The organism is Streptococcus sp. HMSC034B03, from assembly GCF_001838575.1.
Classification (GTDB): Bacteria; Bacillota; Bacilli; order Lactobacillales; family Streptococcaceae; genus Streptococcus; species Streptococcus anginosus.
In genome coordinates this window covers 22,790-36,477 of record NZ_KV837627.1, presented here as the reverse complement: position 1 = coordinate 36,477, position 13,688 = coordinate 22,790, and the positions used below count along the sequence as shown (strand labels likewise).

Here is a 13,688-nt window from a genome sequence, read left to right as displayed (position 1 = left end):
CGTTCAGTCAGATGGTAGCTTGCAAGGTGTAATGGGTACCACGACTAAGGTGGAAGAGCCTAAATATAGTGTGACCGGCACGATTCACATTGAAAACAAGACTTCGCAAGGTTTTGATGTGGTAGTGACAGATGTTAGTTCAACCAAAGGTGTTAAAATGGTGAAGCTGCCTGTTTGGTCCAGTCAAGGCGGTCAAGATGACATCATCTGGTACGATGCAGCCAAGCAAACAGACGGCACCTACAAGTTGAGTGTGGATATTCGTCGCCATAAAAATAATCGAGGCGAATACAACATTCACATGTATTACGTTCAGTCAGATGGTAGCTTGCAAGGTGTAACGGGTACCACGACTAAGGTGGAAGAGCCAAAATATAGTGTGACTGGCACCATTAACATTCAAAATAAGACATCTCAAGGCTTTGATGTCCTGATTACAAATGCGTCAGACAGCAATGGAATTTCTAGAGTGAAAGTTCCTATCTGGACAGATAAGGGCGGTCAAGACGATATTATTTGGTATGATGCCACTAAGCAAAGTGATGGAAATTATAAAGTTTCTGTCAATATTGATAAGCACAAGGGGGAATATGGCGAATATAATATTCACCTTTACTACATTGAATCAAACGGTAAAGTAAGAGGTGTTGGAGGAACCAAGACAACCGTAGCTGAGTCAAGTTCTGCAAGAGAGTCTATTCCGTCTCAAGGAGTTTATACTTTTAAAAAGGAAGTTGAAGTCAAAAATAGTCCCACAATGACGGCTAAGACTGAATTTACCTTTGCAAGAGGAGAAAGAATTCGTTATGATAAGGTATTGGACGCAGATCATCATCAATGGATTAGTTATGTTAGCTACAGTGGAACACGTCGCTATATCCCAATTGCAACTTTAACAAGTGAAGAAACTCCTAAGCCTGTTCAAGTGACAGGTACGATTCACATTGAAAACAAGACTTCCCAAGGTTTCGATGTGGTGGTAACGAATGTCAGCTCGACCAAGGGTGTGAAGACGGTGAAGTTGCCTGTTTGGTCCAGTCAAGGCGGTCAAGATGATGTGATCTGGTACGATGCGATTAAGCAAACAGATGGCACCTATAAGTTGAGTGTAGATATCCGCCGTCATAAAAATAATCGCGGTGAATACAACATTCACATGTATTACATTCAGTCAGATGGTAGCCTGCAAGGTGTGACCGGCACAACAACTAAGGTAGAAGGATCTCAAACGAGTGTAAAAGAAGTACAATATAATGGCTCTTACTACTTTGTCCAAGGAAAATATGACGAGATTGCAGTGGCAAATAAAAAACATCCGATGGCTGCTAACTACAATCCTGGTGAAAATCCAACTGCAAAAGCTGCCTTTCTTCGATTAAGAAATGATATGATTGCTCAAGGCTATAATGTTGGTTATGCTTACAGCGGATTTAGAAGTTATGATTATCAAAAAGTTCTGTATCAAAATTATGTGAACAAAGATGGTCAAGCTGCTGCGGATCGTTACTCTGCACGTCCGGGCTATAGTGAACACCAAACAGGTCTTGTCTTTGACTTAACGGATAAAGCTGGTAATCTTTTGGAAGATGCTGCTGCAAGTACTTGGTTGAAAAATAATGCACATCGCTACGGTTTTGTAGTTCGTTATCAACCAGGTAAAGAAGCTTCAACAGGCTATATGCCAGAAGCATGGCATATTCGTTATATTGGCAAGGAAGCTGATGAGATTTATCATTCTGGTTTGAGTTTAGAGGAATATTATGGCTTTGAAGGTGGAGATTATGTTACGTCAGCAACAACGCCAAAACCGTCTACTCCGTCTTCTCAAAAGCCAGTTATCCCTGCTCAAGGCGTCTATCGTTTCACGAAACGTTCCTCTATCAAAGCGGAACCTAGAATGTCGGCTCCTGAACTAGCTTATTATAATGCTGGACAATCGGTCACTTATGACAAGGTTTTAAACGCAGACGGTGTAACATGGATTTCTTACATCGCTTTTAGCGGAAAGAGACGGTATATTGCTATCAGCTGATTCAGCAATCTATAAAGCGAGTTTGGCTTTATTGCCAGACTCGTTTTTTTCTATTTACTAAGAAACTAGTGCAAGCAAATGCTAATAATTGGATAGATTAAGTAGTAGTTTCATAAACTTTCTAGCTATTTTCTTAACAACGTAAGGTATTCTGTAGCATGTCTTCTTTCTCTAAAGCATTGATGTGTTAGTTCATTTTCTACCAAAATGCAGAGCTGTAGTTTCTTTATGGAATTTGAAATCACGATGCAAATATAAAAAGTGATTTTCTCGTTAGCAAGATTTACGACAATGCGATAACAAAAACAATTTCTTAAAAAAATTCATGATGATTGTCTTTTGAAATTTATACGCCTCTGGATAAATAGATTCCAATTTTGTGAAAATGCAAACAATATGAAAATATAGTTGAAATTTTTCTGCCCAATAAACTTTATTTCAAGCCTTTTCTGAAATCTATTATAAAATACATTGCAGAATTTTGAAAAATTTAGATATTTTGTTATGTAATAGTTATCAAGCTTTATTGAGCATATTCTTATACAGGACTATCAAAAGATGATAAATTGATATAGTAAGGTTTGTTGAAACGTTTTCATTATATTGTCTGAAAGTTTTCAATGAATCATTAAAATTTTTGAAGGAGAGTTATAATGACTCAAGGAAAAATTACTGCTTCTGCAGCAATGCTCAACGTATTGAAAACATGGGGCGTAGACACAATCTACGGTATCCCATCAGGAACACTCAGCTCACTCATGGATGCTTTGGCTGAAGACAAAGATATCCGCTTCTTGCAAGTTCGCCACGAAGAAACTGGTGCTCTTGCAGCGGTGATGCAAGCTAAATTCGGCGGCTCAATCGGGGTTGCAGTTGGTTCAGGTGGTCCAGGTGCGACTCACTTGATTAACGGTGTTTACGATGCAGCTATGGATAACACTCCATTCCTTGCTATCCTTGGATCACGTCCTGTTAACGAATTGAACATGGATGCCTTCCAAGAATTGAACCAAAACCCAATGTACAACGGTATCGCTGTTTACAACAAACGTGTAGCTTACGCAGAGCAATTGCCAAAAGTTATTGACGAAGCTTGCCGTGCTGCTGTTTCTAAAAAAGGGCCAGCTGTTGTAGAAATTCCAGTAAACTTCGGTTTCCAAGAAATCGACGAGAACTCATACTACGGTTCAGGGTCATACGAACGTTCATTCATTGCTCCTGCTTTGAACGAAGTTGAAATCAACAAAGCTGTTGAAATTTTGAACAAGGCTGAGCGCCCAGTTATCTATGCTGGATTTGGTGGTGTCAAAGCCGGTGAAGTGATTACAGAATTGTCACGTAAAATCAAAGCACCAATCATCACAACTGGTAAAAACTTTGAAGCTTTTGAGTGGAACTACGAAGGTTTGACAGGTTCTGCTTACCGTGTTGGTTGGAAACCAGCCAACGAAGTGGTCTTTGAAGCAGATACAGTTCTTTTCCTTGGTTCAAACTTCCCGTTTGCTGAAGTTTACGAAGCCTTCAAGAATACTGAAAAATTCATCCAAGTGGATATCGACCCTTACAAACTTGGTAAACGCCATGCCCTTGACGCTTCTATCCTTGGTGATGCAGGTCAAGCAGCTAAAGCAATCCTTGACAAAGTAAACCCAGTTGAGTCTACTCCATGGTGGCGTGCAAACGTTAAGAACAACCAAAACTGGCGCGATTACATGAACAAACTTGAAGGTAAAACTGAGGGTGAATTGCAGTTGTACCAAGTTTACAATGCCATTAACAAATATGCTGACCAAGATGCTATCTACTCAATCGACGTAGGGAACTCTACTCAAACATCAACTCGTCACCTTCACATGACACCTAAGAACATGTGGCGTACATCTCCACTCTTTGCGACAATGGGTATCGCCCTTCCTGGTGGTATCGCTGCTAAGAAAGATAATCCAGATCGCCAAGTATGGAACATCATGGGTGACGGTGCATTCAATATGTGCTACCCAGACGTGATCACGAACGTTCAATACAACCTTCCAGTTATCAACGTGGTCTTCACAAACGATGAGTATGCCTTCATCAAGAACAAATACGAAGACACAAACAAACACTTGTTTGGTGTTGACTTCCCTAACGCTGACTACGCGAAAATTGCTGAAGCTCAAGGAGCTGTTGGATTTACAGTTGACCGTATCGAAGACATCGACGCAGTCGTTGCAGAAGCTGTAAAACTCAACAAAGAAGGTAAAACTGTTGTCATTGATGCTCGCATCACGCAACACCGTCCGCTTCCAGTAGAAGTCCTTGAACTCGATCCGAAACTTCACTCAGAAGAAGCTATCAAAGCCTTCAAGGAAAAATACGAAGCAGAAGAACTCGTACCATTCCGCCTCTTCTTGGAAGAAGAAGGATTGCAATCACGCGCAATTAAATAATCCATCTAAAAAATTAGCCTGAAATTTTCAAGCTAATTTTTTAATATGTAGATGAGATATTCTCACGTTGTTGGAGTAGTTTGTTAATAACTAGGAGTTCGAAATCATATTTATTAAGTTTCCAGTTGAAATAAGATGATTTAGTGATATTACGAAACAATGGTTTTAGTTTACCAGTATTTTCGATTTCTACACTTAGTTGATCTTTTATTTTTTCGTATAGGTTAATATCATTTTTTTTAATAGGTTTATAATGTGAAAAATCATTTAAGAAATAAAAGTAATTCGCATCAAATAGAGGAGATTTTCCATTCATAGACTTGGGAGGATTAGAAATTATATAATCGATTTTAGATGAAAGTTTTTTTAGAACAATTTTATATCTAGGATTTAAAAAATTATTTTTTGCCCTTTGATCTTGAATGTAGTGAGCTATACTACACAAAGTAAAATAGTCTTTAGAATGAAGTTCAAGGATTTCACATAAAAATTGAGGAGAAAGTTTTTTATTAAAGGTTTCTAAAAATAATATTAGATCCGTTGAATTATTTAAATTATGCTTGTTTTGTTTCAAAACTCTATAAACATGTTCAAAAATTTTGTTCTCAATATTAAGTATTTCATCTTGATTTATACTTTCATCCTCTTTTAGCTCGTGTAGACCATTTTTTAATCTGAGTAATATTCTAATAAATGCATGAGTAGTATCAAAATCAAGATAAGTTGAATATACGGATGTAATAACTTCCAGTGCAGTATACAAATTTTTAATATATGAATAAGGATTTGCTTTTTTCAGAGAATTTGGGTCAATATAAATTTTTATAGCTTTCAGTACATATAATACAATTTTTCTAGTTGCTTGCTTGTTTAGTGTTGTTATGCGTGAAATATCGTGGTGGAAGTTTAGCCAGTAATGGTGTTTTCCAACAATATATTTAAATTCCTCTCCTTTTTCAATATCTTTGTTAGGGGAAATTAATTCATTTGCTAAATTTTTTCTGTGTAAGTTTAAAATATCTATACTAATTATAGTATCATTTATTGCAGGTTCTCCAATATAATATGGAGTTTCATGTATTTCTTTTTTGGCATCATTTAACGTGAGATTATAGTTTTCTAAACATGTTTTAATAGCTTTTTCAATATCTTCAATTGTTTCTTTTGAGGTAGCAAATATAAAATAATCATCAATAAATCTGTAGATATCATAATCTGTTTTATGTTTTAAATGGTTTAATTTATTCTGTACATCGACATCAATAGTTGTTAAAAGTAAATCAGAAATAATCCTATTTAATTCGGGTCCTAATAAAATTCCATTTGTTTCATTATTATTGCTTTTTTGTAGAAGTTTATCTGTTTTTGAAGCGAAAGTATTAGAGTATTTATATCTACTTAAAGTTTTTCCTATATCTTTTCCACCAACGATTGCCCAGACTATTGAATGAGTGTATATGCTCTTGAAGAAATTCTGAATATCCAGTTTTAAAAAATATCTATACTTATTTCTAGAACGTATAAAAAGAGGATTTTTTAAAATTTCGATTAGTTTATGGTGTTTAGAATATGCGAAATATTTTTTTATATTCTTATCAAGTTCTTCGGTTGTAATAGTAGAATCTGATTTTTTTATGCTATAATCCTGTTCAAGTTTTAGCCGCTTTTCATGTATATTTTTTGTTCCATTAAAAGTTAGGTTATTAAATTTTATAGCTTTTCTAATATTAAAATTAGATTTTTTAAGATGATTTAAGATAAGAAATTCATATTTCATAATATAAATCATAGCTTCTATTTGAGATAGTGGATGTAGCAAAGAAAGTGTTCTTGTTGAATTATTATTTTTGGGGATTTTAAAGTTTAGAGGAATTGTATAATTGTCTTGAGAATCAATATCTTCTATATGTTGAAAAATTGTATCAATATTTTCAGTAATAGGATTATTTGAAAAAAATAGAGGTATTTCTTGAGGAAGTAATTCCGTTCTCAAAAAACAAGTATACTTAAAAAAATTATTCATTTAAGGCCTCTTAAAGTATTGATTATTATTTTTATTTATTGTACCATATAACGGGTAGGCATGGAAGAAGGATTAATAATTAATTATTAATTATATATCTTGATATAAGTATAGGATCATTTGCTATATTTTGTATCCCAGTACACACAAAAAGTTTTTACATAACCAACTATTGGTTTATTGCATGATAACATACTATTCTAGATACTTGGAATCATGTGAATATCTATTTTTAGTAAAGCACAGGATAATACCTGTGCTGCCTACTTTTATAAGGATAAGATATGAAGTTAAAATATAACATTTTAAAACATAGAAGCAACGGCCGTACTGTATATTCTGCTAGAACTGATATTATTCATAATGAATTGCAAAAAATCAATAAAGAAATTATTAACAAGTATAGTTTAAAGATTCCAGATAGGAATGCAATAATAAGAACTATTATACAATTTTTATCACAAGGAGAAATTTATTTAAATCGTAAGGACTTATCATTTACTCCTTTAGAATTTAAAGTAATAAAGATAGATATAAAGAATTTTTCCCCTCAATTAATAAGCATATACTATATAGTAAAATAATTAAATCTTCAATTTTAAATGATTCAAGTATAGAGACAATTAAATCTTTTATATTCTCAAATGATTATAAGGGAGTTCCGTTAGGTCTTGCTTTCTCCAATTCTTTAGCTGAGTTGTATTTAGAGGAATTTGATTCAATAGTACAGTTAGAATGGAAGCCACTACTATATGTACGCTATGTTGATGATATATTATTAATTATCAATGAAAGTATTGATGAAAATGATGTAATTAGATCTATTAAGAAAGTTTTAAGAGATTATCATCTAGAAGTAAATAGTGACAAAAGTAATCCTAAGAAGAGTAGTAGAGATGATTTTCGTTTTACCTATCTAGGGTATGAATTCTCTAAATATCAAATAAAATTCATTAACTCAGAAGAAAAAGAACAGACAAAAAATAATCTTGTGATAGATATTTCTGAAAATAAATTTAAAGCTAAACTTTTAAACAAATTAATCCGATATTTTAAACGATTTAAAAATGATAATGATAAACCAGAAGCATTCTGGATTTTATACTACCGATTAAAAAATCTTATACATGGAGTTTCATCAAAAGGAGAGAATAATCAAGTAGTAAAATTTGGATTAAGTTATTCTTACGGTTTTATTAACTCAGAGGATAAGCTAAAAAATTTTTTAAGAATGTATCATTATTTCATAAGATCTTACAAGGAAAATGGCTATTTATCTTCAAGACAAGCGTATCTATTGATTAGTATTGTATCGGTGGACAATAGAGTTATTACTTCCGATTCTCCGAGAGATGATATTTTATCCCTGCTGAATAATCGATATCATTATGAGAAACTTTCAGTGAAAACTTTGGAGAAAATTTGTTTGCGTGTAGGAGTATCTTATACTTCGAAAGTATATACGAATAAATATTTAGAGTTCAATAAAATTAATTTACAAAAGAAAATTATGAAAAAGCTAAGTTTACGATTTGGTGAAGATTAAAGATCGGAGCAATCCGGTCTTTTTGCTTGGTTTTATCCTTATCACAAGATTGTGATAGTTTACATCTTCATAACAAAGCAATGAAATACTTGATTGTTTTGGTTTATCGTTATAAAATATAAAACGAAAAAATGAAAGAGGTTTTGAAAATGACTGAAAACCAAGTGAAAATACTGGGTTGGGTTGCAACTTTTATGTCCGTGATGATGTATGTGTCTTATTTTCCACAAATCATGAATAATCTAGCTGGGCAAAAAGGAAATTTCATTCAACCACTTGTTGCGGCCATCAACTGTAGTCTCTGGGTCTACTACGGCCTTTTCAAGCAAGAAAGAGACATTCCGCTTGCAGCAGCAAATGCACCAGGTATCATTTTTGGTCTGGTGACTGCAATCACTGCCTTGATTTAAAAGGAATAGGAGGAGACTGTTTTTTCAGTCTTCTTTTTTTCTTTTTCTCAGTTTGCAGAAAGACCTTGTTTGATGTCTGTGCTCATTGGAAAAGATGAGTTTATTTTAAAGAGCTGGGGAAAGAATCAGAGTGAAAACAAGTTGGCAAAAACTAGAATAGTATCACTATTTCGTATCATTTTACAAGTAAAGGTTTTGAGATTGCGGTATAATATAAGTAAATGAACAATCAAAATAAGAAAGCGAGTAGAAATATGACTGAAAAACTGACTTTTCCTGATGGTTTCTTGTGGGGCGGAGCGACAGCTGCCAACCAGTGTGAGGGCGCTTATGCTGCGGATGGTCGCGGGCTGGCCAATGTAGATGTGGTGCCGATTGGTGAGGACCGTCTGGCCATCATCACGGGTAAAAAAAAGATGTTTGACTTTGAGGAAGGCTATTTCTATCCGGCAAAAGAGTCCATTGATATGTATCATCATTTTAAAGAAGATATTGCGCTTTTTGGCGAAATGGGCTTTAAAACTTATCGACTCTCTATCGCCTGGTCTCGGATTTTTCCAAAGGGAGATGAGCTGGAGCCCAACGAAGCAGGCTTGAAATTTTACGAAGACCTCTTTAAGGAATGCCATAAGTATGGCATCGAGCCTCTGGTGACCATCACCCACTTTGACTGTCCTATGCACTTGATTGAGGAATACGGAGGCTGGCGCAGCCGCAAAATGCTGGAATTTTACGAGCGTCTCTGCCGCACTCTTTTTATCCGCTACAAGGGGCTAGTCAAATACTGGCTGACTTTCAATGAAATCAATATGATTCTCCATGCACCGTTTATGGGAGCAGGACTTTACTTTGAAGAAGGGGAAAATGAAGAGCAGGTCAAATACCAAGCAGCTCATCATGAATTGGTAGCGTCAGCTATTGCGACCAAGTTGGCACATGAGATTGACCCTGAAAACAAGGTTGGCTGCATGCTGGCAGCTGGTCAGTATTATCCAAATACAGCCAATCCGGCAGATTACTGGGCAGCTTTGCAGGAAGATCGGGAAAGCTATTTCTTCATCGATGTCCAGTCCAGAGGAGAATATCCAAACTATGCCAAGAAGAAATGGGAGCGTTTGGGTATTGAGGTTGAAATGACAAAAGAAGACCTAGACTTGCTCAAGACCTATACGGTGGATTTTATTTCCTTCTCTTATTATTCTAGCCGTGTGGCTTCTGGTGATCCAAAGGTCAATGAAAAAACTGCCGGAAATATCTTTGCCTCGCTTAAGAATCCTTACCTAGAATCTTCTGAGTGGGGCTGGCAGATTGATCCGCTGGGCTTGCGAATTACCCTTAACGTCATCTGGGATCGCTATCAAAAGCCGATGTTTATCGTGGAAAACGGGCTGGGAGCAGTTGATACGCCAGATGAAAATGGCTATGTCGAAGATGACTACCGTATTGACTATCTAGCAGCCCATATCAAGGCTATGCGCGATGCGATTAATGTAGACGGTGTAGAACTTCTAGGATACACCACTTGGGGCTGTATTGACCTCGTTTCCGCTGGAACCGGTGAGATGAAAAAACGCTATGGCTTCATCTATGTAGACCGGGATAACGATGGGGAAGGCACACTTAAACGTTCCAAGAAAAAATCGTTCAATTGGTATAAGGAAGTCATTGCGACTAATGGGGCAAGTGTGAAATAGAGCAATTGGGGCGTGAGACAAAATTTAAAATCATTTTAATCGGCTCTCTTATTTCAAGAATTCGGTGAGAGTGGGGCAGAAATCAGTAGCTTCGTAGAAACTTGATTTCGTCATCCCACTCTCTTTTTTGCTTTCCGTTGACTTCCGTCTTTTTCCTTGTTACACTATGGATAAGAGATTTTACTGGAAATGGATGTAATATGGCTACTATTTTAATCATCGAAGATAACAACGATATTCATGACATTTTAAAAGATTTATTTGAAACTGAGCACAGAGTTTTCTCGGCTTATTCTGGAACGGAAGGGTTGCTGCTTTTTGCGCAGGAAGCAATTGATTTGGTATTGCTGGACATTATGCTGCCAGGGAAAAACGGTGATCAGGTCTTGGCAGAAATTCGCAAAAACAGTCAGATTCCAGTGGTCATGCTGACAGCTTTGGGTGAGAAATCGCTGGTTAGTCAGTATCTGTTGGACGGCGCTAATGATTATATTGTCAAACCGTTCGATCTAGACGAGGTTTTTGCGCGTGTGACGGTGCAACTGCGCAATCATCTTTCACAAAAGCAAGCGACGGAAATTCAAGGGATAAAAAATATCCGTCTTTCATCAGAAACATTTGAAGTAGTCAATGGCGAGAAACGGGTTCGTTTAGGCAAGAAAGAGTATCAGATACTTCAAGCCTTGCTTCATCATCCGAAGAAAATTTACACAAAGGAAGAACTGTTTGAGTTGATTTGGGAAGAGGCATATTTGCCGAGAGACAACACGCTCAACACTCATCTCAGCAATCTTCGTAAGAAATTGGCACAAGTAGATGATTCGGAAGAATATATCGAAACAATTTGGGGATTAGGTGTACGGCTCAAGGAGGGCTGAGAATGCTTGATGTTATACTAATTATGTTCATCAGTCTGCTTGGAATTTTGCTGTTACGTTATCATTTGGCAGTGAGAAATCTGGCGGCACAGATTCGAGAAAAACGAAAAACAAGCAGTGAAATTCGTTTGGCACCTCAAAACCACAGCCAAACGATTGTTGAGTTGGCAAATGAAGTTGAAAAGCTCTTTCAAGAAGTAGAGCAGACACGTTTTATAGCTCGTCAGGAAAAGAAAACCTTGGATATGGCGATTAGCAATATTGCTCATGATATTCGCACACCCTTGACCATTGCTAGTGGCTATACCCAACAACTTATAAAGGGAAAAGAAGAAAATGAACAGCTGTTGAAAATTGCGACCAATCTGTCCGTTGTTTCCAATCGTTTAGAAGCTCTCATGGAATACCGCCGTCTTATGGAAGGTGCAGTTCGACCACAATTTCGACAAATAGATATTTCCAAGCTGATTGCAAAGCAAATGCTTCCTTTTTATGATGCCTTTCAAAAGCAAGGAATTGAATTGCAAGTAAATTTGCAGGAGGGGTTAGTAATAAAGTCAGATCCAGAAATTTTAGAGCGAATTGTCCAAAATATGTTGAGCAATGTCCTCAAGCATGGAAAGGAAAATGCCCAGCTATATTTAATCCGAAAAGATGCGGCTATTCTTTTAAGTGTAAAAAATATTGTCCGTCAGCCAATTCAGCATTTGGAAAAATTAACCAATCGCTTTTATTCTGAAAATCTCTCTAACACGGAAGAATCCTCTGGTTTAGGACTTTATATCACTCAACAACTGGTAGATATTCTTGGCGGTGATTTAACCATGAAAGCTAAAGGAAATTGGTTTGAATTGCTTGTCCGTTTGTGAATATTTTATACAGAAAAACAGCTAATCTTTGACTAGCTGTTTTCTTTTGTTATAAATCTTTTCTTTTAAATACCTGTATACCACTAAATGTAAAAAGAAGTGTGATGAGAAGAGCGATGGTTATGGTTTTGAAGACCATATCCTGTTTAGAAACCATGTCAAAATAGAATTGCATGTTCAAGTATTTCAACCAGTCAATATCTGGATAAAAGACAGTTGGCAGACTTAGCAGGGAAACACCGATCAAATAAGTGAAAATAGCAGCTATAATAGAGTTGGTAGCATACAGTACGAAAGAAACAAGGCTAACCCAAGCTAGGGTACAAATAAATTGAACCCCTATCGTAATGAGAAAATTAGAAAGAAAATGTTTGGGGGCGGTTCCCATACCATTGATGAGCGTAGCTGGAATAAATGAGGAATAGGTTAGAATCAATTGAAGTACGATGAGAGTTGCCAGAACAAGGAATTTAGATAAATAGAATTCTGTCCGTGAAATACCACTAGTAATAGAATTTTTATATAATTTCTGGGTGAGATCAATTCCAATCAATAAAACAACAAGGATAATAGTAAAGATAATGGTATTACTAAGATTATCAGAGGTTTTAGTGATAGCCTCAAAGCCAGTCCAACCTCCGTTATCACCCAGTTTTTCAAAAGCTTTTGTATCTGTATGAACTCCGATACTTCCCACAACACCGTAGAGCACACCTAATAAGAGTGTGATGATAAAAAGGATTTCTGTAATCCAAAAACCTTTTGAACGAAAAAGACGATAAAAGTCTGCTTGAATTGTGTGGAACATGATAAACCTCCCTATTCTACCAAATCTGTAAAGTATTTTTCTAAATCTTGGCGAGCATAGTAAATTTCGTTAATGGTAACATTCTCTGCCCCTAGCGTTTGAACAATCTTGTTGATTTCGTGCGAGTGAGTGAAGATGTGTATTTCATCTGTTGCATTTACAACTTTGAGGCGGTAGCCTAGTTGATCGTGAAGAATTTTGCTTGCTTCAGCAAGATTATTTGTTTTCAAAACGATATAATCTTCATTTTGCTCTTCAAATTCTGCTTTCGTAATTTCTTTGATGAGATGACCATTTTCAATGATGCCGAATTTTGTAGCGACCAAGTATAGTTCACTTAAAATATGACTGGAAATGATGAAGGTCATATTTAATTCTTCATTGAGACGTTGCACCAACTGGCGGAATTCTTTGATTCCGACAGGGTCAAGCCCGTTAATCGGTTCATCCAAAATCATCAAATCTGGTTTTGACAGAAGAGCAATAGCAATGCCCAAGCGCTGTTTCATTCCAAGAGAAAAGTCTCGGAATTTTTTCTTGCCAGTATTGGTTAGTCCGACGTAAGAGAGAGTTTCTCGGATAACCTTGTCCGCATTTGGGATATGCCGTATCTTGCAGCAATAGTTTAAGTTTTCATAAGCCGTCAAGTGATTGTAAGCAGCGGGTGCTTCAATGACAGAACCAACTCGTTTGAGAGCGTGTGTCCATTCGGATTTATTAGAAGAGCCAAAGAGAGCGACCGTACCGCTATTGGGCTGAATCAACTGGGTAATCACTTTGATAAGCGTTGTCTTACCAGCTCCATTTTTCCCAATTAGCCCGTAAATTTCTCCTTGCTTCACGGTGAGACTGACATCATTCAAAGCGAGTTGTTGTCCAAATCTCTTGCTGATGTGTTTCACATTTACAACAGTTTCCATAACGTGACCTCCATTTTTTCTATCGTAGAGTTCCCCTCTTTTCACTATTTAGTATACAAAATGCCTGTCAAATAAGTCT

General features: G+C 36.3%; 11 protein-coding genes. 8 read left to right on the top strand and 3 right to left on the bottom strand.

Annotated elements, in window-relative coordinates:
• Both ldcB and spxB read left to right on the top strand, forming a co-directional pair.
• The coding region (gene ldcB, locus HMPREF2634_RS03175; protein ID WP_180363041.1) for an LD-carboxypeptidase LdcB/DacB at window positions 1–2,032 on the top strand (2,032 nt) is incomplete at its 5' end.
• Window positions 2,033–2,685: 653 nt separating this feature from the next.
• The gene (gene spxB, locus HMPREF2634_RS03170; RefSeq protein WP_021002106.1) at window positions 2,686–4,461 is read left to right on the top strand and encodes a pyruvate oxidase; all 1,776 of its coding nucleotides are present in this window, start codon (window positions 2,686–2,688) and stop codon (window positions 4,459–4,461) included.
• A 40-nt stretch (window positions 4,462–4,501) separates the two neighbouring features.
• Here spxB and HMPREF2634_RS03165 read toward each other — a convergent pair whose 3' ends face one another.
• Window positions 4,502–6,484, bottom strand: a complete 1,983-nt coding sequence (locus tag HMPREF2634_RS03165) for an RNA-directed DNA polymerase (protein ID WP_003026363.1) — start codon at window positions 6,482–6,484, stop codon at window positions 4,502–4,504.
• A gap of 284 nt (window positions 6,485–6,768) precedes the next feature.
• On the opposite strand from HMPREF2634_RS03165, the gene HMPREF2634_RS03160 reads away from it, so the two are divergent.
• The 6 genes from HMPREF2634_RS03160 to HMPREF2634_RS03135 all read left to right on the top strand — a co-directional run bounded on the left by HMPREF2634_RS03160 (window position 6,769) and on the right by HMPREF2634_RS03135 (window position 11,881).
• On the top strand, window positions 6,769–7,068 hold the full coding sequence (locus tag HMPREF2634_RS03160; RefSeq protein WP_070836293.1) for a hypothetical protein: 300 nt from the start codon (window positions 6,769–6,771) through the stop codon (window positions 7,066–7,068).
• Window positions 7,038–8,030, top strand: coding sequence for an RNA-directed DNA polymerase (locus HMPREF2634_RS03155; RefSeq protein WP_083324115.1), 993 nt, complete (start codon window positions 7,038–7,040; stop codon window positions 8,028–8,030). Before HMPREF2634_RS03160 ends, HMPREF2634_RS03155 begins: the two co-directional genes overlap by 31 nt.
• A gap of 149 nt (window positions 8,031–8,179) precedes the next feature.
• Window positions 8,180–8,440 (top strand): SemiSWEET family transporter, encoded by a 261-nt coding sequence (locus HMPREF2634_RS03150; protein ID WP_003026359.1) that lies wholly within the window; start codon window positions 8,180–8,182, stop codon window positions 8,438–8,440.
• A gap of 254 nt (window positions 8,441–8,694) precedes the next feature.
• The gene (locus HMPREF2634_RS03145) at window positions 8,695–10,134 is read left to right on the top strand and encodes a 6-phospho-beta-glucosidase (RefSeq protein WP_041784132.1); all 1,440 of its coding nucleotides are present in this window, start codon (window positions 8,695–8,697) and stop codon (window positions 10,132–10,134) included.
• 200 nt (window positions 10,135–10,334) lie between these two features.
• Window positions 10,335–11,012, top strand: coding sequence for a response regulator transcription factor (locus HMPREF2634_RS03140; protein WP_021002104.1), 678 nt, complete (start codon window positions 10,335–10,337; stop codon window positions 11,010–11,012).
• 2 nt (window positions 11,013–11,014) lie between these two features.
• Window positions 11,015–11,881 (top strand): sensor histidine kinase, encoded by an 867-nt coding sequence (locus tag HMPREF2634_RS03135; RefSeq protein ID WP_070836291.1) that lies wholly within the window; start codon window positions 11,015–11,017, stop codon window positions 11,879–11,881.
• Window positions 11,882–11,930: 49 nt separating this feature from the next.
• On the opposite strand, the gene HMPREF2634_RS03130 is transcribed toward HMPREF2634_RS03135, so the two are convergent.
• Together HMPREF2634_RS03130 and HMPREF2634_RS03125 are read right to left on the bottom strand one after the other, a co-directional pair.
• Entirely contained in the window at window positions 11,931–12,689 is a 759-nt protein-coding gene (locus HMPREF2634_RS03130; RefSeq protein ID WP_021002102.1) for an ABC transporter permease, read from the bottom strand.
• An 11-nt stretch (window positions 12,690–12,700) separates the two neighbouring features.
• On the bottom strand, window positions 12,701–13,609 hold the full coding sequence (locus HMPREF2634_RS03125) for an ABC transporter ATP-binding protein (RefSeq protein WP_003026350.1): 909 nt from the start codon (window positions 13,607–13,609) through the stop codon (window positions 12,701–12,703).
• Between the last annotated feature and the right edge of the window lie 79 nt (window positions 13,610–13,688).

Coding starts and splice junctions, on each gene's coding strand:
- HMPREF2634_RS03150 (WP_003026359.1), top strand. CDS start 8,180: ATGACTGAAAACCAAGTGAAAATACTGGGTTGGGTTGCAACTTTTATG.
- HMPREF2634_RS03165 (WP_003026363.1), bottom strand. CDS start 6,484: ATGAATAATTTTTTTAAGTATACTTGTTTTTTGAGAACGGAATTACTT.
- HMPREF2634_RS03125 (WP_003026350.1), bottom strand. CDS start 13,609: ATGGAAACTGTTGTAAATGTGAAACACATCAGCAAGAGATTTGGACAA.
- spxB (WP_021002106.1), top strand. CDS start 2,686: ATGACTCAAGGAAAAATTACTGCTTCTGCAGCAATGCTCAACGTATTG.
- HMPREF2634_RS03130 (WP_021002102.1), bottom strand. CDS start 12,689: ATGTTCCACACAATTCAAGCAGACTTTTATCGTCTTTTTCGTTCAAAA.
- HMPREF2634_RS03140 (WP_021002104.1), top strand. CDS start 10,335: ATGGCTACTATTTTAATCATCGAAGATAACAACGATATTCATGACATT.
- HMPREF2634_RS03160 (WP_070836293.1), top strand. CDS start 6,769: ATGAAGTTAAAATATAACATTTTAAAACATAGAAGCAACGGCCGTACT.
- HMPREF2634_RS03135 (WP_070836291.1), top strand. CDS start 11,015: ATGCTTGATGTTATACTAATTATGTTCATCAGTCTGCTTGGAATTTTG.
- HMPREF2634_RS03145 (WP_041784132.1), top strand. CDS start 8,695: ATGACTGAAAAACTGACTTTTCCTGATGGTTTCTTGTGGGGCGGAGCG.